21 protein-coding genes are annotated in these 20,276 nt (G+C 36.6%); 19 read left to right on the forward strand and 2 right to left on the reverse strand.

Features of this window, described 5'->3' with window-relative positions; all coding sequences use genetic code 11:
• The first annotated feature begins 108 nt into the window (after window positions 1-108).
• From V7147_RS13195 to V7147_RS13225, 7 genes are all read left to right on the forward strand, one after another.
• A complete protein-coding gene (locus V7147_RS13195) occupies window positions 109-927 on the forward strand; it encodes an SDR family NAD(P)-dependent oxidoreductase (protein WP_335368317.1) in 819 nt (272 codons plus the stop codon).
• A complete protein-coding gene (locus V7147_RS13200; protein WP_335368318.1) occupies window positions 924-2,456 on the forward strand; it encodes an AMP-binding protein in 1,533 nt (510 codons plus the stop codon). Before V7147_RS13195 ends, V7147_RS13200 begins: the two co-directional genes overlap by 4 nt.
• Window positions 2,457-2,808: 352 nt before the next feature.
• A complete protein-coding gene (locus tag V7147_RS13205) occupies window positions 2,809-3,759 on the forward strand; it encodes an NAD(P)-dependent alcohol dehydrogenase (protein ID WP_335368319.1) in 951 nt (316 codons plus the stop codon).
• Window positions 3,760-4,085: 326 nt separating this feature from the next.
• Window positions 4,086-4,511 carry an RND transporter gene (locus V7147_RS13210; RefSeq protein WP_335368320.1) on the forward strand — a complete coding sequence of 142 codons (426 nt, stop codon included), beginning with the start codon at window positions 4,086-4,088 and terminating at the stop codon, window positions 4,509-4,511.
• 36 nt (window positions 4,512-4,547) lie between these two features.
• Window positions 4,548-5,144 (forward strand): class I SAM-dependent methyltransferase, encoded by a 597-nt coding sequence (locus V7147_RS13215; RefSeq protein ID WP_335368321.1) that lies wholly within the window; start codon window positions 4,548-4,550, stop codon window positions 5,142-5,144.
• Window positions 5,145-5,157: 13 nt separating this feature from the next.
• Complete coding sequence (locus V7147_RS13220) at window positions 5,158-5,988, forward strand: GNAT family N-acetyltransferase (protein WP_335368322.1); 831 nt, start codon at window positions 5,158-5,160, stop codon at window positions 5,986-5,988.
• 242 nt (window positions 5,989-6,230) lie between these two features.
• Window positions 6,231-6,572, forward strand: a complete 342-nt coding sequence (locus tag V7147_RS13225) for a hypothetical protein (RefSeq protein ID WP_335368323.1) — start codon at window positions 6,231-6,233, stop codon at window positions 6,570-6,572.
• Window positions 6,573-6,643: 71 nt separating this feature from the next.
• On the opposite strand, the gene V7147_RS13230 is transcribed toward V7147_RS13225, so the two are convergent.
• Entirely contained in the window at window positions 6,644-7,867 is a 1,224-nt protein-coding gene (locus V7147_RS13230) for an MFS transporter (RefSeq protein WP_438824588.1), read from the reverse strand.
• Between the two features lie 391 nt (window positions 7,868-8,258).
• Between V7147_RS13230 and V7147_RS13235 the strand changes: the two genes are divergently transcribed.
• The 6 genes from V7147_RS13235 to V7147_RS13260 all read left to right on the forward strand — a co-directional run bounded on the left by V7147_RS13235 (window position 8,259) and on the right by V7147_RS13260 (window position 13,471).
• Window positions 8,259-8,531 (forward strand): DUF2277 domain-containing protein, encoded by a 273-nt coding sequence (locus V7147_RS13235; protein ID WP_335368324.1) that lies wholly within the window; start codon window positions 8,259-8,261, stop codon window positions 8,529-8,531.
• A gap of 115 nt (window positions 8,532-8,646) precedes the next feature.
• Window positions 8,647-9,921 (forward strand): hypothetical protein, encoded by a 1,275-nt coding sequence (locus V7147_RS13240; RefSeq protein ID WP_335368325.1) that lies wholly within the window; start codon window positions 8,647-8,649, stop codon window positions 9,919-9,921.
• A gap of 143 nt (window positions 9,922-10,064) precedes the next feature.
• Window positions 10,065-11,555 carry an amidase family protein gene (locus V7147_RS13245; RefSeq protein WP_335368326.1) on the forward strand — a complete coding sequence of 497 codons (1,491 nt, stop codon included), beginning with the start codon at window positions 10,065-10,067 and terminating at the stop codon, window positions 11,553-11,555.
• 288 nt (window positions 11,556-11,843) lie between these two features.
• The gene (locus V7147_RS13250; RefSeq protein WP_335368327.1) at window positions 11,844-12,029 is read left to right on the forward strand and encodes a DUF2187 family protein; all 186 of its coding nucleotides are present in this window, start codon (window positions 11,844-11,846) and stop codon (window positions 12,027-12,029) included.
• A gap of 146 nt (window positions 12,030-12,175) precedes the next feature.
• Window positions 12,176-12,967, forward strand: coding sequence for a phosphotransferase (locus V7147_RS13255; RefSeq protein WP_335368328.1), 792 nt, complete (start codon window positions 12,176-12,178; stop codon window positions 12,965-12,967).
• A gap of 87 nt (window positions 12,968-13,054) precedes the next feature.
• The gene (locus V7147_RS13260; protein WP_335368329.1) at window positions 13,055-13,471 is read left to right on the forward strand and encodes an NUDIX hydrolase; all 417 of its coding nucleotides are present in this window, start codon (window positions 13,055-13,057) and stop codon (window positions 13,469-13,471) included.
• A 116-nt stretch (window positions 13,472-13,587) separates the two neighbouring features.
• Here V7147_RS13260 and V7147_RS13265 read toward each other — a convergent pair whose 3' ends face one another.
• Window positions 13,588-14,166, reverse strand: coding sequence for a hypothetical protein (locus tag V7147_RS13265; RefSeq protein ID WP_438824589.1), 579 nt, complete (start codon window positions 14,164-14,166; stop codon window positions 13,588-13,590).
• 286 nt (window positions 14,167-14,452) lie between these two features.
• Between V7147_RS13265 and V7147_RS13270 the strand changes: the two genes are divergently transcribed.
• The 6 genes from V7147_RS13270 to V7147_RS13295 all read left to right on the forward strand — a co-directional run bounded on the left by V7147_RS13270 (window position 14,453) and on the right by V7147_RS13295 (window position 20,209).
• Window positions 14,453-14,896 (forward strand): VOC family protein, encoded by a 444-nt coding sequence (locus V7147_RS13270; RefSeq protein ID WP_335368331.1) that lies wholly within the window; start codon window positions 14,453-14,455, stop codon window positions 14,894-14,896.
• A gap of 12 nt (window positions 14,897-14,908) precedes the next feature.
• Window positions 14,909-15,670: a GNAT family N-acetyltransferase gene (locus tag V7147_RS13275; protein ID WP_335368332.1), complete on the forward strand. Its 762-nt coding sequence runs from the start codon at window positions 14,909-14,911 to the stop codon at window positions 15,668-15,670.
• Window positions 15,671-15,674: 4 nt separating this feature from the next.
• The gene (locus tag V7147_RS13280; protein ID WP_335368333.1) at window positions 15,675-16,400 is read left to right on the forward strand and encodes a peptidase E; all 726 of its coding nucleotides are present in this window, start codon (window positions 15,675-15,677) and stop codon (window positions 16,398-16,400) included.
• 39 nt (window positions 16,401-16,439) lie between these two features.
• Window positions 16,440-18,260: a M3 family oligoendopeptidase gene (locus tag V7147_RS13285; RefSeq protein ID WP_335368334.1), complete on the forward strand. Its 1,821-nt coding sequence runs from the start codon at window positions 16,440-16,442 to the stop codon at window positions 18,258-18,260.
• 155 nt (window positions 18,261-18,415) lie between these two features.
• Window positions 18,416-18,793, forward strand: a complete 378-nt coding sequence (locus V7147_RS13290; RefSeq protein ID WP_335368335.1) for a VOC family protein — start codon at window positions 18,416-18,418, stop codon at window positions 18,791-18,793.
• Window positions 18,794-19,045: 252 nt separating this feature from the next.
• Window positions 19,046-20,209, forward strand: coding sequence for a cation:proton antiporter (locus V7147_RS13295; RefSeq protein WP_335368336.1), 1,164 nt, complete (start codon window positions 19,046-19,048; stop codon window positions 20,207-20,209).
• Window positions 20,210-20,276: the final 67 nt, after the last annotated feature.

Raw genomic sequence — 20,276 nt, forward strand, 5'->3', positions numbered from 1 at the left:
GGAAAGTTCTTCATAAGAACGATGAAGACCCGAACAAGCAGTCCGGTTTCCCGGAAAGTCCTTCATCCCAGCTCTATTCCAAAGATCACTTAAGAAAAAGGTGCCCGCATGCGAAGATTGCTAGAATCACTTTTATTTTTACCCACATCTCTAAATAAAACAAAACTCCACCCCAAACTCTCCGGAAAAACAATCCTCATCACTGGGGCAAGTTCGGGGATTGGCAAAGAAGTAGCCTATCAACTGGCTGGCATTAATTGTCATCTTATCCTTGTCGCGCGAAGAGGGGAACTGCTCGAAACGATCAAAAATGAAATTGAACAGCAAACCGCTAAAGTAAGCATTTTTCAGGTAGATCTTAGAATAGAGGATGAGCTCAACAACCTTCTAGCCTTTTTACATAACCAGCCAAAATTAGATATCTTCATCAACAACGCCGGTCTTTCGATAAGGCGGTCCATCTATGAATCTCTTGACCGATATCATGACTTCACAAGGACGATGGCGATAAACTATTTTGCGCCTGTTAAAATATTATTATCTATCATTCCATTGCTTCAAAAAAGCCAGGGACGGATTATCAATGTGTCGACCATTAACGCCAGATTAGCGCCAGTTCCTTATTTCGCAGCCTATCAAGCATCCAAATCAGCATTTGATGTTTGGCTAAGATCGGTTTCGCCAGAATTGAGGAAGGTCGCAACAACTTCCATTTACCTACCTTTAGTTCGAACACCGATGATTCAACCAACGGCTGGATACCGTAACGTGCCCGCAATGTCATCACAATATGCCGCAAAAATCATCTGCAAATCATTGTACACCCGTAAGAAAAAATACCAACCTTGGTGGCTGCTCTTTGGACAGCTGGCATCGGTTTTTCTAACAAATTTAGGAGATTTTTCAAAGAAGGGGAAGCAAAAATGAAATTAATTAAGCTTTTCTATGTTTTATATAAAATAAAACTGCTTTCCCCAATCGGTTTGTACCGCTTATTTATTTCCGTTCGGTCATGCGGAATCAATTTGATGACACTCTTACATTTTGCAGAAAAAAAGTATGCCAACCAAGTTGCCCTCGTGGACGATGAGGAATCACTTACCTATAAACAGTTGCTAGAACAGTCAACAAAGCTTGCGCAATCTTTAGTGAAAACAGCCCAACTCCAAAGCGGAATGAAAGTAGGAATTTTGTGCAGAAATCACGCTTCACTCGTACAAACAATATTTGCCTTGTCTAGGGTGGGGGCAGACCTCTATCTTTTAAACACAGAAATTAGCAAGCAACAGTTCGACGCTTTCAACGAGCGACACAAATTCGATCTCATTATCAATGATGCCGAATTATGCTCCATCATTCAAAACTATTCCCAACAAAAGATTTTGAGCTATCATCAGGACTTGCCATCTATCAGCAATTTCCTGAAATCAAACGAAAATCAAGTAACCTTGCCACGTATGACAACAGGTAAACTCGTCCTGCAAACCAGCGGGACAACAGGTATGTCTAAAGATGCGGCACATAAACCGTCACTTTTTCATTATTTAAATCCATTTATTTCATTTATCAAACGATTGCGGATTTTAGATTATCAAAATGCATATATTGCAACTCCGATTTATCATGGGTATGGGATTGCCGTTATGCTTTTATTCATTCCATTAGGGAAAAAGGTTGTGATCACAAATGGTTTCAATGCGAAAAAAGCTTGCGAACTCATTCATCAACATCAAATCGAGGTTGTCACCGTTGTCCCATTAATGCTCCAAAAAATGTTGCAAACGAACCACAAATATATAAAAACGCTCAAATGTATCGCATCAGGTGGGGCGAAACTTCCAACAAAGCTTGTCGAGGAGTCGTTTCAAAAACTAGGCCCTGTCCTTAACAACCTGTATGGAACATCAGAAACAGGTTTGAATTTCATTGCGACCCCACAGGACTTAATATATTCGCCAACAACCATTGGTAAAAAGATTACTGGTCTCAAAATTAGTATTTTAGATCCTAATAAAAATGAAGTTACTCCAGGCACCGTCGGTCAGCTTTGCATGAAAAATGACTGGTCCGTTCGAAAGGATACTTGGATTGAAACGGGCGATGCGGGCTATCAGGACGAATATGGCTATTATTTTTTATGTGGGAGGATGGATGATATGGTCATTTCAGGTGGGGAAAACGTATACCCTATTGAGGTTGAACAAGTCTTAATCCAGCACCCGCAAATTCTAGACGTTGCGGTTATCGGAATCGCCGATGACCAATTTGGTCAACGCTTAAAAACATTTATTGTCCCTGAAAAAAATGCTAAATTAACAGAAAAAGAATTGCTAGAGTGGCTGCGTCCAAGGTTGGCAAAATTTCAACTACCAAAAGAAATCACGATACTGGAACATCTGCCTTACACACCTTTAGGCAAGCTTGATAAAAAGCAGTTAAAAAGAATTTCGTTTTGAAGTTTTTAGTGAATTGACGGCTTTATTTGTCTTCTTTGATTTTGAATATGTCTGTTTTTTGCAATATATGAATCTAATAATCAAGTTTAGCTCCATTCGTTGATGACTGAACTATAAAAAGCTCCTCCTTCAACATAAAAATATGTACAGAAGGATATAAAAATTAATTAGAAGAATATATAGAAATAACCATATTATCATGTTCTAATTTCAATATTAAAAATAAATACAAAAGCTTATTTTCCAGCTGGTGCCTGAATGTATCTCCCTTTTTTATTCGAAAAAGCAAAGATTAACATGAGATGACAAGTTCTAACCCAAAGGTAAAAAAAATTATAAGGAGGTAATCCGGGTGAGAGCAGCTATTTATAAAACTTATGGTCCCCCTGAGGTAATGGAGATAAAGGAAGTCGAACAGCCATCCATCAAAGATGATAATAGAGTACTGATTAGAGTGCACAGTGCGTCGGTCAATGCTTTAGACTATTTGTATCGAAAGGGCTATTTGCCCACAAGATTAGATAATGGACTAACAAAACCTAAAAATTCCATACTGGGTATAGATGTTGCGGGTACGATTGAGGCTGTCGGTAAAAACGTACACAGATTTAAAGTAGGTGATCATGTTTTCGGGAGTTGTTTCGGATCCCATTCTGAATATGTATCACCAAGTGAGAATTTCCTGAGTCATAAGCCGAAAAACGTAACTTTTGAGGAGGCTGCAGCTATACCATGTGCTGCCCAAACTGCGCTACAAGCATTGCGAGATGTAGCACAGGTAAAGGAAGGACAAAGAGTCTTAATATATGGCGCTTCAGGCGGGGTAGGGCACTTTGCTGTTCAACTTGCAAAATACTTTGGGGCTGAGGTAACGGCTGTTTGTAGTACCCCCAATCTTGCTTGGGTTAAGGAACTTGGGGCCCATCACGTTCTTGATTATACCAAGGGAGATTTCGCGGATAATGGAAATAAGTACGATGTTATTCTGGATGCAGTTGGGAAGCGGACTTTTTTCAGTTGTTTACGCTCTTTAACCGAGAAGGGAGTTTATATTACAGAACATCTATTTTACCCTAAATACCACCCGGTTCAATTAATGATAAGTTCAATAATAGGTCGCAAGAAGGCAAAGATTCATTTTGCGAAACCAAATAATAGAGATCTGGATTTTTTATGTAGTCTTGTGGAAGAAGAAAAATTAAGACCCGTTATTGAGAAATGCTTCCCTTTGGAACAGATTGTAAAGGCTCACCAGCACATTGAGAGTGGACGTACAAAGGGTAAGATTGTTCTTAAAATATAAATAGAATAATACATAACTGATATGCTGACCCATTGAAGGTAACACTTTTTAGTTGAATTCCCTATTCAACAAATGGGGTAGGGTTAACTAGTTAGTGAAGCATCTATTTAAATAATCGGGTACCTTTCTTGAAGAAGGAGAAGTACCTTTTTTGTTGAAGTTATATGTAAATCGATTATTCCTTTTGGTAAGTTTGGAAATAGGTAAGAATCGGTGTTTTTTATAAAATCGGATGTGACAATTATAAGTAATGCTCAATAATGTAGGTTGGGATATCCATTCCCTTTTTCTAAATGAAGAATTTGTTAAACTTTGGGGGATATTAGATGAAGAATAAAAAGAACCTGAGAGCAATTAACTGGACTATTTTTATATTAGTTGTATTGATCGCAATCATTACTGCATACATCACACTATATGACCTATATACTACACCTGCCATTGGTGAAGCAGCACAGTCTCGAGCGGGGTTCCGGTGGGGATCACTGCATATTATTATTTCAATTGCCATACTTATTATTTCCGCTTTTTTAGCAATAGGTTGGAAACGATTATTTCCGTATAACGTTCCTGTAGCTATCATTCTGGTTGGTTTTTGTTACGTATTATTTTTTCTTACATTTACAATTGGGTGGGTCAGTCTTCAAGGCATGCTGGGCTTCTTTATTGCTTTCCTAATAGGGGTAATTTTAATCATTTCTTATTCAATTTCAATACATATTGAACGTCGCAATACCACAAATAAAAGATAATCACTGCATTAATTTTTAATAATTGAAGGAGTAAAAATGGAAAATAACGTTTTTGAGCAGATGGCAAAAAGATATGATACAGAAGAAAGAATTGAATTAGCTAAAGTTATAGTTAAGGAAGTAAGACCGGAGTTACAAAATAGTAAAACAAAATCTTTAATCGACTATGGGAGCGGGACTGGTCTAGTTAGTTTAGAATTATCGGATTTGGTAGATTCTATTTTGTTGGTAGACTCATCAAAACAGATGTTGGAGGTTGCGGAAGCAAAAATTTCTCATAAAGGAATTACGAACTCAAAAGTACTTTATTCCGATTTTACTCAAGAAACTCCTGAACTTAAGGTAGACATCGTTTTACTGTCACTAGTCCTTCTACATATTCCCGATAGTCATAAAATTTTACAGGAATTGTTCACTATTTTAAATCATGGTGGCAAGCTAATTATTGTTGATTTTGACAAAAACGATAAAATCAGTCATCCAAAAGTTCATAATGGTTTTTCGCATGATGAATTGAAAAAAAGATTATCCGAAGTTGGATTCAAATCAGTAGAAATTAAGACGTTCTTTCATGGAAATCGTATTTTCATGAATCAAGATGCTTCAATGTTTATATCCAGTTGCATAAAGTGAGAGGAGACATTCAATGATTTCTGAACTAAATAAGAAAGATTTTTATAGATGTAAAAGTTTAATAAATCAGCACGGACAATTAGAAGTTAAAGCTGTAGTTGAAGGCATTAATCCTGGTCGTATTTTTGTAGATAATATCACTTCTCCTAATTCTGGACTTCTATGGCTAGGTAATAATGATGGATTTGTTTTTATTGGAAATGAAAAAAATGAGGAATTTAATAACTATATCAATCATTTTATAGTTACCATCATCAAACCAGATGCAAAAATAGTTGGTTTAAATTGGTTTGAAGGAATGGGGAATCACCCGAAATGGAATAAGGTTATAGAAAAAATGTTTGAACATCGTAAATTAGGAAGCTGGAACCAGAGAGTTTATACGCTACAAAAAGAGGACTATAAAGCTAAGAATGAGCCTGCTATTGAACAAGGATATGCTGTTAATAAAATTAGTAAATCTTTCTATGAAAGTAATAATAACTCAATTGATAACATTGAATTTTTGCGCTCCAAAATTTTAGAGTTTTGGTCTGGGGCTGATCGTTTTTTTAGCAAGGGAATAGGATACTGTATTGTTTACAACAAAAAAATAATTAGTATTTGTTTTTCCGGGTTTGTTGTTGAAAATGTACATTGTATCGATATCGAAACTTTGGAGGCATACCGAGGGAGAAAATTAGCACAAAGGCTCGCTCACAGCTTTGTGAAAGAATGTTTGGATCATGATATGATTCCATATTGGGATTGCATGGAATCCAATAAGCCTTCTGTTACAGTTGCAGAAAGCATAGGGTTTACCAATGTATTTAATTATGTCGGATATGAATTTCCATTTGATTAATACTGTTTCTATGCTATAAGGTGTGTTGATCCAAGAAGGATTAATGCACCTTTTTGTTGAAGTTATTCAATGAAACAGAATAGTGGAATTGGCTGAAATTATTTGAAAAACATTCGCTTTTATGAAGACCGTAAATTAATAAATTTTGTTCCAAAGGGGTTGATAGTATCAAAACCCATTATTACATTGCACTATTCCTTATATTTAGTGTTTTGTTGTCAGGATGCAGTTCTGAAGAGATAGTGATATCCCCTAGAATAAGTATAGATGGCAAAGAAATAGGCTACATTGGTTACGTAGCTAATGAAACAGACGTAGATAAAAACGAAATTCCATCAGTCTATAAAGATGTCGAAGTACAGAAGGTCAAACCTAATACCAAAATAGAGTTACATTATGTAGATGAACCTGAAAAAATACTTTTGAAACAGTGGACAGATGGTGAGTTTACAAGTGAAGAAGAATTGTCCGGATATCATTTTTTAGCACCAAATGAAGAAGGAACTTATACCTATAACATTAGTTCAAGTTGGAATTATAAAACTGCTTCAAGCGTAGTCATTGTTTTAGTTGTTGAAAAATAATTTGGAGCAACTAATTCAAAGTAAGTGCAAAAAAGGACAGATCACTTAAAAGCTCTGTCCTTTTGCTTGTTCTATTCTTTAGCTAACATTGGTCCACCCTGTTTTGGGGCTTTTAAATTGTATATTGGTAAAATAGCGAGCATACCGAAAACAAATAATATGGCTGCTATTTCGAACATAATAACGATTGAAAATGACTCCTTTAAAATACCTGCAAGGCTCATCGTTAATACCATGGAGCCTGTGAATAACGGACTGAGTGTGCCGTTCACTCTTCCGATAAATTCTGCCTTTGTATTTTGAAGAATCATTGTATTAATCCCAATTTGAATACAAGGGAAAAAAAGTCCGTTAAAGAATTCAGCTCCTAGCGTAAGCGATAAATTAGTTGAAAAGCCAACGACACTCATACCAATGGCACTGGCTAACATGCCTATCATTAACAGCCTTTGTGGAGGTACTGCTTTTGAAAACAGTACTGAAACCGCGCCACCAAGAATCATTCCGATTCCGTTAGCCATTAACAGCCATTGTAAATTCTCTTTCGCTAATACTAAACGTTCTGTAACAAGAAAAATCGTTAGTGGTTGAATTAAGCCAATAGCAAGACCGGCTGCCATGAAACAAAGGCCAAGCAACTTAAGTTCCTTTTTCGCAAGAACATACCGAATTCCACTTTTCATTTCTTCAAGTAAAGTAGACCCTTTTTTTTCCTTTTCCATAGAGTGGTCAGCAGGAATAAATGCGAGCATTGCCGCAGAGAGTAAGAACGCGACTCCGGTAATTGCAATAGAGACATCAATCCCAAATTGCTGGAACACAAAAGTTCCGAGCACTGGTCCAAACACCATGAACACGGCGAAAATCGTTTGGTAAATAGACATAGCTTGTTGGATGAGTTCTTCGTCTAGATGCATTTTGAATAATTTCATCCCAGAAGGCTGTGAAAATTGTGATAAAATAGCCGAAATGAGAGTGGCAAAAAAGATAATTTTCCACGAACCAATTACAAGCGTAATTAATACCGCAAACACTGATACAGCACTTAATATATCGCACCAAATCATGGTTCGTTTTGGCCGCCAGCGATCGGCGAAGGTTCCGCCAATAAAGGAGAAGATGAAAATAGGTGCAAACTCTGCAACTGAAATCATTGAAACGGCAAAGGCATCTCCATTTGTTTTTTCCATTACGAATAAAAGAACAGCAAAATTCCGAATCCAAATCCCGACTTGGAGAAAGAGGGCGGAAAGGAAGATCGCTTGAACAAAGCGATTTTTAAATAGAGTTGACATCATATTCCTCATTTCTAAATGTAGATTAAACGTAAAACCACACAAAAATTCCCATCCGTCATAGTTGGATGGGAATCCTAAAAATCCACAGGAAAAGACATAGCACACACATGTACTATTTCAACGATCTTCTTTTACCTATAAAGGTATACACTAATCCCATTCAAAAATGACTTCGTAATTTACGAATGTACGTATGAAACCGGGATTAGTAGATCATCGCCCTATGGTCACCCTCTCGTGTCTTAGTGTAAATATCTTACCTCATGATTATTAGGTTTATCAAGTGTTTATTTTGTCGAAGCTCCTTTAGTGGGAAAGCAATGTTGTGGTACTATCAAAGTATCTTACATGAATTTTTATTTATTATAAAAACAAAGGGGAGTACCTTATGTGTAGAAACATTCGAACTTTATTTAATTTCGATCCAGTAGCTACTGATGAAGAGATTCATGCAGCATCTGTACAGTACGTTAAAAAGATAACAGGATTTAACAAACCATCAAAGATTAACGAAGAGGCATTTAATCAAGCGATCAATGAAATCGCTATGGTTACGAAAAACTTATTGAACTCGCTGGAAACCAGTGCAGAGCCTCGTAATCGTGAGGTAGAGGCCGAGCGTGCTCGCATTCGATCGGCTCAAAGATTTGGAACGAAATAATTAGCAAATAAATGGTGTAAATATTGATGGTGATTTTAAAGTAAGGATACCACTCTAAAAATTGGTCAACATAACTTTATGATAAGTAGAACAATTTTAAGGGTGAATTTTAAAAATGAAAAAAACAAGAATAACTACATTATTAGGACTATTAGATGCTATTTCTGAAAATGTGCCACAAGTTTTGGAAGTACAGGGATCCATTCTTTCCCCTCATTCAATCACTTTACCTGAAGGTTATCAATTAACTGGAAAAAATATTGAATCTAGTATAGTAAGCTTCAATAATAGTGATGGTTTTGGAGTGACTCGCAACAATACTATCTCAAACCTAACTATCATGACAAAACAAACAAACCGAGCCATTTTTACAGTATGTGGTATTCCAGATATGGGGGATCTTGTCTTTGAAAATTTACAAATTTCAGGTCAAGTTTCCATTATTTCTAGGCAAGGAACGGACAGAATTAACCTTTATGGAGATAATATCCATATCACCACTTGCGATTCAAGACATTACAGTGAGCAACCTCAAAAGTATGGCGTGAATGTGTACCAAGGAGCACTGACTGTATATAATTTTAATTCAGATCCCAACAGTCAAATTGATTGCAAATTAACAAATATCTCCATAGGCATTAAAAATGCACCTGTAATTGGCTCAGGTATTTTTGTTTGTGGATTTGGCGATGAAGGTGGCAAGGTAAATTTAGAAGCACTAACCACAGGGGCTGTCTATTCAAATGGAATGCTGCCGTATGGGACAGCTAATATTATTACCGCGGCAGTATTCATTGTATATGGTGTGGAAGCAAAAATAGTTGAACATCATGACAAGATTGTGACTTACGGTGTGAATGATATGGTGCTGGATACATGGGGAAAAGTTGAAAAATGGAACTGCCATCATCCGGTCATATCTTATGGACCAAGCGGCATCGGATTTGTGAATTTTGGAACAGTAAAGGATTTCTTGGCGCAGGATATTATTACATATGGATTAGGGGCGAGAGGGTTTAACCAATATGACGGTACAGTAGAAAATATTAAATTCAAATCCATCACAACCTATGGGGATGGTTCTATTGGAATACAAGTCAGTAAGCCTATTGGAAATATGCTGATTGAAGAAAATGTTACAACCTATGGGTCTATAGGCAATTCCTTAGTCAAAGGCGTCATCACGGAACTTGCGGCAAATGCTGTAAGCATTAAATCAGGTGGCAAAATTGAAAGTTTGACCGTAAAAGGAGACATTATTACGCAAGGTGATGGTGTTACAAGTTACGCATTGGAAGGCGGAGAAGTGAAGGAACTTATCGTTGGGGGTAAGATCATTGCTAACGGTAAAAATGCGAAAGAAGTGTTAAAGGGCGACAGCCTAAAATAAAATCAATTATTAATGTCATTTTACTGACGGGTGCGATGATCCAAGAAGGATTATCGCTTATTTTTGTTGAAGTTATTAAGTTAGAACGGAAGATTAAAAGCGTTAATATGTTGTAAATTCGCAATTTAATAAGGGGTATTATGATGACAATTAAATTTAATGAGTTTTTTAAAGAAGAATTAACGATTAATGAGATTCAAACTGCAATGGAGGATGGGGTAGTTACTTCAAAAGAATTAGTGATGTATTATTTATATCGGATAGCGAAATATGACCAGGACGGACCGGGAATAAATTCAGTTCTTGAAATAAATCCTGATGCTATCTTTATAGCCGAAGCCCTTGATTATGAAAGAAGTACAAAGGGAATTAGAGGCCCTTTGCACGGGATTCCTGTCCTTCTAAAAGATAATATCGAAACCTCGGATTCAATGCATACAAGTGCAGGTACGATTGCATTGGAACATTATATTGCGGAAAAAGATGCATTTCTTGTTGAAAAGCTCCGTCAAGCAGGTGCGGTTATTTTAGGTAAGACGAATATGACTGAATTAGCTAATGCAATGTCTACAACAATGTGGGCTGGGTATAGCTCTAGAGGAGGGCAAGTACTAAACCCTTATGGTGATTCTACCCTTTTTGTGGGCGGGTCTAGTTCTGGTTCTGCTGCGGCAGTTGCTGCTAATTTTACGGTTTTATCCGTAGGTACAGAAACAGATGCCTCAATTCTTAGTCCTGCTATACAAAATTCAGTAGTAGGAATCAAACCAACTGTAGGTTTAATTAGCAGAAGTGGTATTATTCCTTTTACATATTCTCAAGATACTGCTGGACCAATGGCAAGAAATGTTACAGATGCAGCCCTTTTGCTCGGGGTTATGGCTGGTCTTGATAAGAAAGATGCTGCGACATTAAAAAGTGAAGGAAGGATCGAACAGGACTATTCGATATTCCTTGATTCCGATGGACTTAAAGGAGCGAGGGTCGGCATATTTAAAAATAAATCCGATGAGTTTCTCAATTCGGATGAGTACGATGCAGCCTTGTTTCAAGAAGCTATACAAGTTATTAAAAATCAGGGGGCCATCATAGAAGAGATAGAAATACCTTCTTTTCATAGAGAATGGAATTGGGGAGTCAACCTATACGAATTGAAACACAGTTTAGATAATTTTCTTTCACAACTCCCATCCAACTTACCTATTCATTCAATTAAGGATTTAATTCAGTATAATCAAGCCAATAAAGAAAAGGCATTAAAATATGGACAGGATAAACTGGAACAAAGAGTCCTCTTTTCAAATACATTAAGGAATTCCGATTATTTACTAAACAAATTGGAAGACCTGTATTTTTCCCAGGACCAAGGTATCGACCTTGCATTGGAAAAATACAATCTGGATTCAATTCTATTCCCTTCTTACATAGGCTCAACCATTAGTGCGAAAGCAGGATACCCATCCATTGCTATACCTGCTGGTTATAAGTACAATGGTCAGCCTTTTGGAGTTACCTTTGCAGGAACAGCCTATAGTGAAGGGAAATTAATTAAGTTAGCATATGCCTTTGAACAGGCCACTAACCATCGGAAAAGTCCGAACATAGGGACTGAAATATATAATACTACTAAATAGTATGAAGCGTTTTGAAATCAAAGATATAGTGTGTTAATCCAAAAAGAACTAACGCACTTTTAGTTGAAGCCTTAGTATAAAAAGGGCAGATTCCTAAGATGAATAAAAATGGTGATTGCATTAAATTCAAACACTGTTAAGAAATGTACTTAAACAAACGGTCCTTTCGTTAAACAAAGGGTTTCTTCGACAACTCCTTCTTTTTTTTCGCAAAAAATACAGCTTGTATTTTTATTGTTCCTGCATTTTTTTATCTTTGCTGAAAATAATAAGTTCAGAGGTGATAAAATGGCAACTGCTAAAATTGGGGACAATATTTCATTTAAGCGTGACGGGAAAAGCTATGAAGGACTGGTTACTGTTGTAAGAGAAAATTCTGTTATTGTTGAGTGCGGATACAATAAAACAAAAGACGAACCTATTACAACCATAGTCAATCATAAAAATTATAAAATTACTAAAGCAACTAAGTGAAAAGTATACTTAAAATAACGTGTGCGATGATCCAAGGAGGATTATCGCTTATTTTTGTTGAAGTTATTGTACGGACGCAATAGATTAGTTATTCAAGGATTTGTTTTACGGTGTATAGAAAGTCATTTTTAGGGAGGGATATTTCGATGTCAGACTATGAAGACGAAGAAATGCTAACTGGAGGGAATGTCTCTGACGTTTATCGTTTGGGAGATACTGTGCGTCGAGACTTAAAGCCAGATAGTCCCAATATTCATAAGTTATTAAAGCATTTGGAGAACAAGGGTTTCAGTTATGCACCAAAGTTTTTGGGGATTGATGAAAAAGAAAGAGAGATATTATCCTTTATTAAAGGAGAAGCTGGTAATTATCCTTTAAAGGAATACGTGTGGTCCGATGTCGTTTTAATAGAAATAGTGAAAATGCTTCGACTTTATCATGATTCTGTGAGCGATTTTTCATTTGATGATAGCTGGCAATCAATAGATAACACTCCACAACAATTTGAGGTACTATGCCATAATGATTTTGCAATATACAACATTATATTTAATCATGAAAGGCCAATAGGTATTATTGATTTTGATGTTGCTGGGCCAGGCCCTAGACTTTGGGACATAGCCTATACTCTTTATACTTGCATACCTCTAAGTAGGTTTTATCTTTCTGAAACAGGTGAGAAAGTTTATTATAATTCATTAAAGGATGCTAACCGTATAAAACAAAGAGTTAGCTTGTTTTTTGAATCTTACGGTAAGGAAATAGAAGAAGAATATTTGGAAATGGTATTGCTCCGTTTGGAAGGGTTATGTAAAACCATTACAAGAAAAGCCAGTGAAGGTGACATTGCTTTTCAAAAAATGATAGATGAAGGGCATCTTGAACATTATCAAAAAGATATAAAATTCATTCGTGAACATGGAAAAGGGTGGATGTAAGGTCAGGTCAATTTGAACGAACTGGGCGGGATGGTTAAACATGATGGGCAATTATTAAGTTAATAATTGATAAGAGAGGGCTTTGCTATGAAGAGAGTGGATGTTGTTTATGCGTTTATTTATGATGATAAATTAGAAAAAGTTTTAATGGTTAATAACAAAGGCGGTGGTTGGTCACTACCAGGTGGGGCAGTAGAAAAAGGGGAAACTTTAGAGCAAGCAGTTATTCGAGAAACGAGAGAAGAAACTAATTTAGTAATCGAAGTAGGGAATGTAATTGCTGTTAATGAGGCGTTTTTTATAAAACATGAACATCACGCCCTTTTTATTACATTCAAAGCAAAAATTATTGACGGAGAAATCCCAATTGAAGAGAATGAAGAAATCACAGAGGTAAAATGGCTGGATATACAAATTGCTAATGATTTAATGCCTTACTATAAAGATGGGGTAGAAGGGTTGTTAAATTCCTCATCACCTTATATTTTTCAAGGAGAGAGTTGATAAATTTAGTTCAACAAACAGGTTCATTTCTTCAATGGAAAGCGGCTTTTTTACGAATGATGTAGTTTGCTCACATAATGAATACACGAAAAAAAGACGTACAAATTCGCACGTCTTTAAAACATATCCGGATACAGCAGCACCATAGCGTCAGATATCGTGTCGGCCATCTCCCGTGCTTCTTTTTCAATCTTGTCATACACATCAATGTCCTTTTGAAACTCCTTATTGATCATAAAGAGGGCTTCCTGTTTAGTTAAGGCAAGGTGTTCATAGAACATTTTTCTAAAATCCTCTTCAGATATATATGGATTTCCAGTACTTAAAAACTTCGCAATCTCATCCGCATTTTTATACCACTTCTTTTCAGCAGTCATGGCTGCCTTTTGGTCACCAGCTAAGGCTGCTTTGACAAGGTCTGCCGCAAGCAACAGATGCTCTTTAATTAAATTGCCATAAGTGGCCGCGGCTTCGACGCCATATAATCTGCGAACCATATTCCCCATATCTGTAGCGTTCCTTAGCAGCCTTTTAAGCACAAATTCGATGTCAGGTAGCTTGAAAATAAGGCTAATAATCGCCATCCTTGTCCAAGCCACATGCTCCTCCCAAAGACTTCGCATATCGTTTCGATAATCGACCTCAACTTGGCTAATACAACGCCCCTTTTTAAAATGGGAATAGGGCACCTTCATATGCTCTCCAACCCGCAAATAATAAGGATTTATTCCAGGATTTGCAGCGAAAATTTCTTCAGCAGTTGTCTTATATGATTGCGCCAACCGCCAAAGGCTATCCCCAGGTTGAATGGAATGTGTATAAAAACGATTCAACTTTTAACACTCCTTCTAAATAAAACAGATTAGATGTTTTCTAGGATATTCATATTGAGTCATATGGGTGAATGTCCTATAAAATAAAGAAGGTGATTGTATATATTTGGAGAATTAAATAATCAAAGACTTTTGGGGAGGAAAGAAGATGAACAGACTAAACCTTATCACACTTGGCACGAAGGACATTGTAAAGTCGCACGAGTTTTTCAAAAAGCTAGGATTCGATACGTCGATTAGAGGTGCCGAATCGAATCCAGCCATTATCTTTTTCAGAAATGAAGGAACGAGAATTGCACTTTATCCAATCGAGGAGTTGGCCCTGGATATTAATGAAGAAAATCCACCTAAGATTGGAACAGGCTTTCCAGGGATAACTCTTGCGTATAATGCAAAATCGATGGACGAAGTGGATGAGGTATTAAAAAGGGCTGAGCTAGCGGGAGCGAAAATACAAAAGTCACCCAAAAAGACCGATTGGGGTGGCTATGGAGGCTATTTCACGGACCTTGATGGCTACTATTGGGAAGTAGCCTACGGTGAATCGTGGGAATTCGATGAATCTAATATGCTAGTGATTGTGGATCAGTAGGAGGAATATCACTTGGCAACGTTGCTAGAAATAAACGAAGAGAATGTGGATAAAGCAGGTTGTTATTGTCTGCGAAGTAAGCCAAATTCAACAGGCTACAAGAACAAAAACAACTGGATAAAGGGTAGACTCAATGAAGGATTAAAGTATATAAAAATTATGGAGAATGATCAGCCAGCAGGTTTCATTGAATATACACCGATTGAGAATTCTTCAAGGGTTGTCTATGGTGAAAATTATTTAGTTATCCACTGCCTTTGGGTACAGGTAACAGGTAAAGGCTACGCTACAAAGTTAATTGAAAAATGTATTCAGGATGCGATGGTACAAAACAAAGCTGGAGTCATTGTGGTGACAAACCCTGACACTTCTTGGACACCTAGTAAGGACATTTTTATTAAAAATAACTTTATCGAGGTTGATCAAGCACCTTATGGTTTCGAATTACTAGTTTATAAGTTTGGAAATTTACCTGATCCCTATTTTCCGAAAGATTGGGAAGGGCGATTAAACAGGTTTTACGAATTAACGATAATCCGAACACAGCAGTGTCCATTTGTTGAGATCGCGACAGACAATGTAATCGAAGCGGCAAATAAATTGGGAATTCACGCAGAGATTATCAACATTGAAAATAGGGAAGAATTACTCGACCTATCGTTAACCCCTTATGGGATCTATGGTGTCATCTACAGGAACCATTTGTTATCATTTCATAGATTAACTGTTCACTCGGCACTTAAAAGATTAAGAGTTTTACAAGAAAGGACTTGAAGAAATGAGACAGATCATTGCCATGGGCGGTGGCGGTTTTTCGATGGAACCAGATAACCTTTTACTTGATCAATACATTTTAGCTCAAGTGAACAAAGAGTCACCAAAAGTATGTTTTGTTCCGACTGCCAGTGGGGACCAAACAAATTATATTGAACGATTTTATAAGGCTTATACCACGCTTCCTTGTCAACCCACCCACCTATCCTTGTTTGAACCTAATTTTAAGGATTTGGAAACCTACATATTAGAGCAGGATATTATTTATGTTGGTGGGGGAAACACCAGAAATATGCTTTTATTGTGGAAGGAATGGGGATTGAATGCCATCCTGCAAAAAGCGTATGAAAAAGGGATTATCCTTGCTGGTCTTAGTGCTGGCTCGATTTGTTGGTTCGAAGAAGGCTTAACGGATCCGCTAAATGCACCATTATATAAACTAGGTTGTTTAGGCTTACTAAAGGGAAGCAATTGCCCCCATTATGATGGTGAGAATAAAAGGAGACCTTCATATCATCAATTAATTTTAGAAGGAAAAATAAAAGAAGGTTTTGGTGTCGATGATGGCGTGGCCCTTCATTTCGTAAATAAAACCCTAACTAAATCGGTGAGTTCCAGACCAAAGGCAAAGTCTTATTTTGTTAAAAAGGTACAGAATCAAATTGTCGAAGAAGAAATGGAGACCATTTATTTAGGTCAGGATGATTCTGGTACACTGAAAAAGGAATAAGCTTTCGTGTTTTCTTTTTAATAATTGGGGAGATGTAAAATGAGTAAACGAAGATTTTCAATGGTTTGGAATTTAGATAATTTGTTTCCAGATACAAGCGAATCATCTAAAATTCTTGATCATCTAAAACAACTTGAGATTAAGATAAATGAGCTAGAGGAAGAATTGGATAATCTCGGTAATCTACAAGACATAAATGAAGCATATAAAATTGAATCCATACTAAAGTACACAGGGAACATTAGGGTAAACCAATCTCAAGCAAATTCTTTTATTACCTGTCTTTTGGCACAAGACCCGAAAGACCAGGATGCTATGAAACTACGAGAGCAAACATCCTCAATAAATGCTCGTTTTGATTCTGCAATAAAAAAGTTTCAAAGTGTTCTTTTAGGTCTTGATCAACGTGTGTGGGATACCATGTTAGAAGAGGAGGCTTTAAAAAACAACAGGTATATACTTACTGAATGGCGGAAGAAATCAGAAATGTTTCTTTCGTCGGCAGAAGAAAAGATTATTTCAGACTTGATGGTCGATGGTTTTCATGCGTGGGGGCAATTTTACAATTCACTTTTAAGTGGTATAAAGGTAAAGATAGATATTGACTCCGAAACAAAGGAGTTGTCAGTTGGGCAAACGATAAATTTGCGTTCACATCCAAACGAACAGGTACGTAAAAAAGCTCATTATGCATTAGAGGATATATGGAAAGAAAGAGAAGACCTTTTTGCACAAATATTAAATCATATTGCAGGTTTTCGTTTACAGGTGTATCAAAAAAGAGGTCTAAATGATGTCCTAGCAGAACCTTTATTGGAGAACCGTTTAGAAGAAGACACACTGAATGCAATGTGGACAGCTGTAAGTAAATATAAACAGCCCTTTATTCAATATCTTAATCGAAAGGCAGAAATGAATGGCGATAAAAAAATGCAGTCTTATAACTTTTGGGCACCTATTGCAAAGAGTAATCAAGAGATCGAATATGAAGATGCAGTACCCTTTATTTTGGAGCAATTTAGTCATTTTGGAAATGAATTAGAAAGTTTTACCCAACATGTATTTGATAACGGATGGGTAGAAGCTGAAGATCGCTCAAATAAATCGAGTATTGCATTTTGCGCTGGGTTCCCACTATCTGAAGAATCAAGAATTTTTATGACATACGGTGGGAGAATTACGAGTGTATTAACTTTAGCGCACGAGTTAGGACACGCTTTTCATAATTATGCGATGAAAAATGTTGATGGATTACATAGAAAGTATCCTTTAAGCATTGCCGAAACAGCTTCAACATTCTCTGAACAAATCATGTTAGATGCTGCATTAGAAAAGGCGGAAACACCTGAGGAAAAAATAGCTATCCTTGACGAAAAATTAAAACGTAGTGTCATGAATTTTATGAATATTCACTCAAGGTTCCTGTTCGAAAAAAGATTTTATGAAGAACGTAAAGAAGGAATGGTATCTCCTGCTCGTTTAAATGAAATGATGCAGCAAGCCATAGATGAGGCTTATGATTGTTCATTTGAAAATGCTTCTTTACATTCGTGGGTTTGGACACCACATTTTTATATTACCAGCTCACCATTCTATAACTTTCCATATACTTTTGGATACTTATTCTCATTATGTCTGTATGCAAAAGCAAAAGAAAAAGGGAAAGAATTTGAAAAGCAATATTTAGAATTGCTTCGAGACTCAGGAAGTATGTCCACAGAAGATTTAGTGATGAAGCATTTAGAGGAGGACATCACTTCAGAAGAATTTTGGAAGAAAGGATTAGAAACATGTGCTAAAGATGCAGAAGAATTTATTACCTTAACTAATTCATTACATACAAGCGGGATTCATACATAACAAAGGATTGCGTATCACTTATTAAGGTCAATGTGCGGGCTTGGTAATAAAAATTATTTCAAGATCACAGGCCAACATGTACAATAAGTTTAGAACTATTAACAATAGGGAAAATTTAATGGGTAGACGTAATTACCAGAAGGGATGTAAAAACTATGTTTAGTCAAGTAGGTCAAATTATGTTGTATGTCAATAATCAAGATGAGACCGTGAATTTTTGGACAGAAAAATTAGGCTTTACGGTTATTGCAGAAGAAGATAATGGTCAAATGAGATGGATTGAAATCGCTCCAAAAAAGGGTGTGGAAACAAGCATTATTCTGCACAACAAGGAGTTCGTTGAAAAAATGTCGCCTGGATTAAATCTTGGCACACCTTCTTTAATGTTTTTCACGGAGAACCTCGATCAATTATATAGCGACTTAAAAAACAAAAACGTGACTGTCGGAGAAATTGTTAACATGCCTTCAGGTAAGGTATTTAACTTTGCAGATAACGAAGAAAATTACTTTGCAGTGATGGAAAGAAAATAATTTGTTTTGGCATCGAAACGACTACCTTAATAGGGTAGTCATTTTTGTTAAATGGCATAAAACGAAAGATGTATTTAGGTGAAAGTGTAATTCCCCTCTTTATCTCTTTGCTTACATATGTTAGAATGCTAGTAATAACCTAAATATGAGTTTGTACTTGGAGGAGTCTGTCACCAAGGGATATCTATGTCCTTTGGTAACAGGCTCTTTTTGCATTTTTAGGAAATTAAAATATTTGAAAGGTGGAAATGTATGTTCATTCTTCAATTAGCTTTAATTATTATTGCTGCTAAACTTGCAGGCGCACTAAGTGTAAGACTCGGTCAACCTTCTGTCTTAGGGGAAATCATTGTAGGGGTTTTACTAGGGCCATCTGTTTTGGGATTAATCGAAGCAACAGATACCTTAGCCACATTTAGTACAATTGGTGTTATTTTGTTAATGTTTATCGCTGGTTTGGAAACGGACTTGGGTGAATTTAAACGATCTGGTAAATCATCAACCTTTGTAGGTTTTGGCGGTATTATTGTGCCATTATTTTTAGGATACTTTGTAGGGGTAATGATGGGCTTATCAGACTTGCAATCTTGGTTTTTGGGCGTCATGTTTTCCGCGACCAGTGTAAGTATCTCCGTTCAGGCCCTTAAAGAAATGAATCACTTAAAGACACCTGAAGGAACGACGATCCTTGGCGCTGCCGTTCTGGATGATGTTGTGGTCATGATTATTTTAGCATTCTTAATGAGCTTTGCTGGTGGAGATGTATCATTAACAGCATTGGTTATTAAGAAAGCATTGTTCTTTGTATTTGCTATTTTAGTTGCTTGGAAAGTAGTTCCTTGGCTCATGAATAAACTTACAAAATTACCAGTGAGTGAGGCGGTCATTTCAGCTTCATTAATTATTTGTTTTGTTTATGCATATGTAGCTGAGTATACAGGCGTTGCAAATATTATTGGAGCCTATATCGCGGGTATTGCGATAGGCTTAACCAATTTCAAACAGGTCGTTTTTGAAAAAGTTGAATCGATCAGTTATTCCATATTTGTTCCGGTATTCTTTGCTTACATTGGCATTTCAGCTGTATTTACTGGAATTCTTGATAATTTAGGTTTGATTATTGCACTAAGTATCTTCGCGATTTTAACCAAATTTATTGGGGCAGGAGCGGGTGCTAAACTATCTGGATTTAATTGGAATAGCTCGATGGGAATCGGCTCTGCTATGGTTTCCCGTGGCGAAGTTGCCTTAATTGTTGCATCAATGGGAATCGCATCAAATCTAATAACTCCAGACTTGTACGCAACAATGATTGTGGTTGTTATTGTAACAACAGTGGTTACGCCTCCGATGATGAAGATCTTTTTTAAATCGAATATGACAGTTGAATCAAGAGCTAGACGATCAATAAGTTAGGCGGCATTCGATTGAATGCTGCTTTTTTTGTGAATGAGGACATGAATTTTATTAAAAAACTCAAAGA

This window comes from Bacillus sp. JJ1521 (genome assembly GCF_036965165.1).
Taxonomy (GTDB): Bacteria; Bacillota; Bacilli; order Bacillales; family Bacillaceae_L; genus Ferdinandcohnia.

Bases quoted from the DNA above. Each gene is read 5' to 3' on its own strand.
- V7147_RS13220 (WP_335368322.1), top strand. From the start codon at position 5,158: ATGATTTCTGAACTAAATAAGAAAGATTTTTATAGATGTAAAAGTTTA.
- V7147_RS13215 (WP_335368321.1), top strand. From the start codon at position 4,548: ATGGAAAATAACGTTTTTGAGCAGATGGCAAAAAGATATGATACAGAA.
- V7147_RS13230 (WP_438824588.1), bottom strand. From the start codon at position 7,867: ATGTCAACTCTATTTAAAAATCGCTTTGTTCAAGCGATCTTCCTTTCC.
- V7147_RS13235 (WP_335368324.1), top strand. From the start codon at position 8,259: ATGTGTAGAAACATTCGAACTTTATTTAATTTCGATCCAGTAGCTACT.
- V7147_RS13250 (WP_335368327.1), top strand. From the start codon at position 11,844: ATGGCAACTGCTAAAATTGGGGACAATATTTCATTTAAGCGTGACGGG.
- V7147_RS13255 (WP_335368328.1), top strand. From the start codon at position 12,176: ATGTCAGACTATGAAGACGAAGAAATGCTAACTGGAGGGAATGTCTCT.
- V7147_RS13245 (WP_335368326.1), top strand. From the start codon at position 10,065: ATGACAATTAAATTTAATGAGTTTTTTAAAGAAGAATTAACGATTAAT.
- V7147_RS13280 (WP_335368333.1), top strand. From the start codon at position 15,675: ATGAGACAGATCATTGCCATGGGCGGTGGCGGTTTTTCGATGGAACCA.
- V7147_RS13260 (WP_335368329.1), top strand. From the start codon at position 13,055: ATGAAGAGAGTGGATGTTGTTTATGCGTTTATTTATGATGATAAATTA.
- V7147_RS13240 (WP_335368325.1), top strand. From the start codon at position 8,647: ATGAAAAAAACAAGAATAACTACATTATTAGGACTATTAGATGCTATT.
- V7147_RS13265 (WP_438824589.1), bottom strand. From the start codon at position 14,166: ATGAAGGTGCCCTATTCCCATTTTAAAAAGGGGCGTTGTATTAGCCAA.
- V7147_RS13200 (WP_335368318.1), top strand. From the start codon at position 924: ATGAAATTAATTAAGCTTTTCTATGTTTTATATAAAATAAAACTGCTT.
- V7147_RS13210 (WP_335368320.1), top strand. From the start codon at position 4,086: ATGAAGAATAAAAAGAACCTGAGAGCAATTAACTGGACTATTTTTATA.
- V7147_RS13195 (WP_335368317.1), top strand. From the start codon at position 109: ATGCGAAGATTGCTAGAATCACTTTTATTTTTACCCACATCTCTAAAT.
- V7147_RS13285 (WP_335368334.1), top strand. From the start codon at position 16,440: ATGAGTAAACGAAGATTTTCAATGGTTTGGAATTTAGATAATTTGTTT.
- V7147_RS13270 (WP_335368331.1), top strand. From the start codon at position 14,453: ATGAACAGACTAAACCTTATCACACTTGGCACGAAGGACATTGTAAAG.
- V7147_RS13290 (WP_335368335.1), top strand. From the start codon at position 18,416: ATGTTTAGTCAAGTAGGTCAAATTATGTTGTATGTCAATAATCAAGAT.
- V7147_RS13295 (WP_335368336.1), top strand. From the start codon at position 19,046: ATGTTCATTCTTCAATTAGCTTTAATTATTATTGCTGCTAAACTTGCA.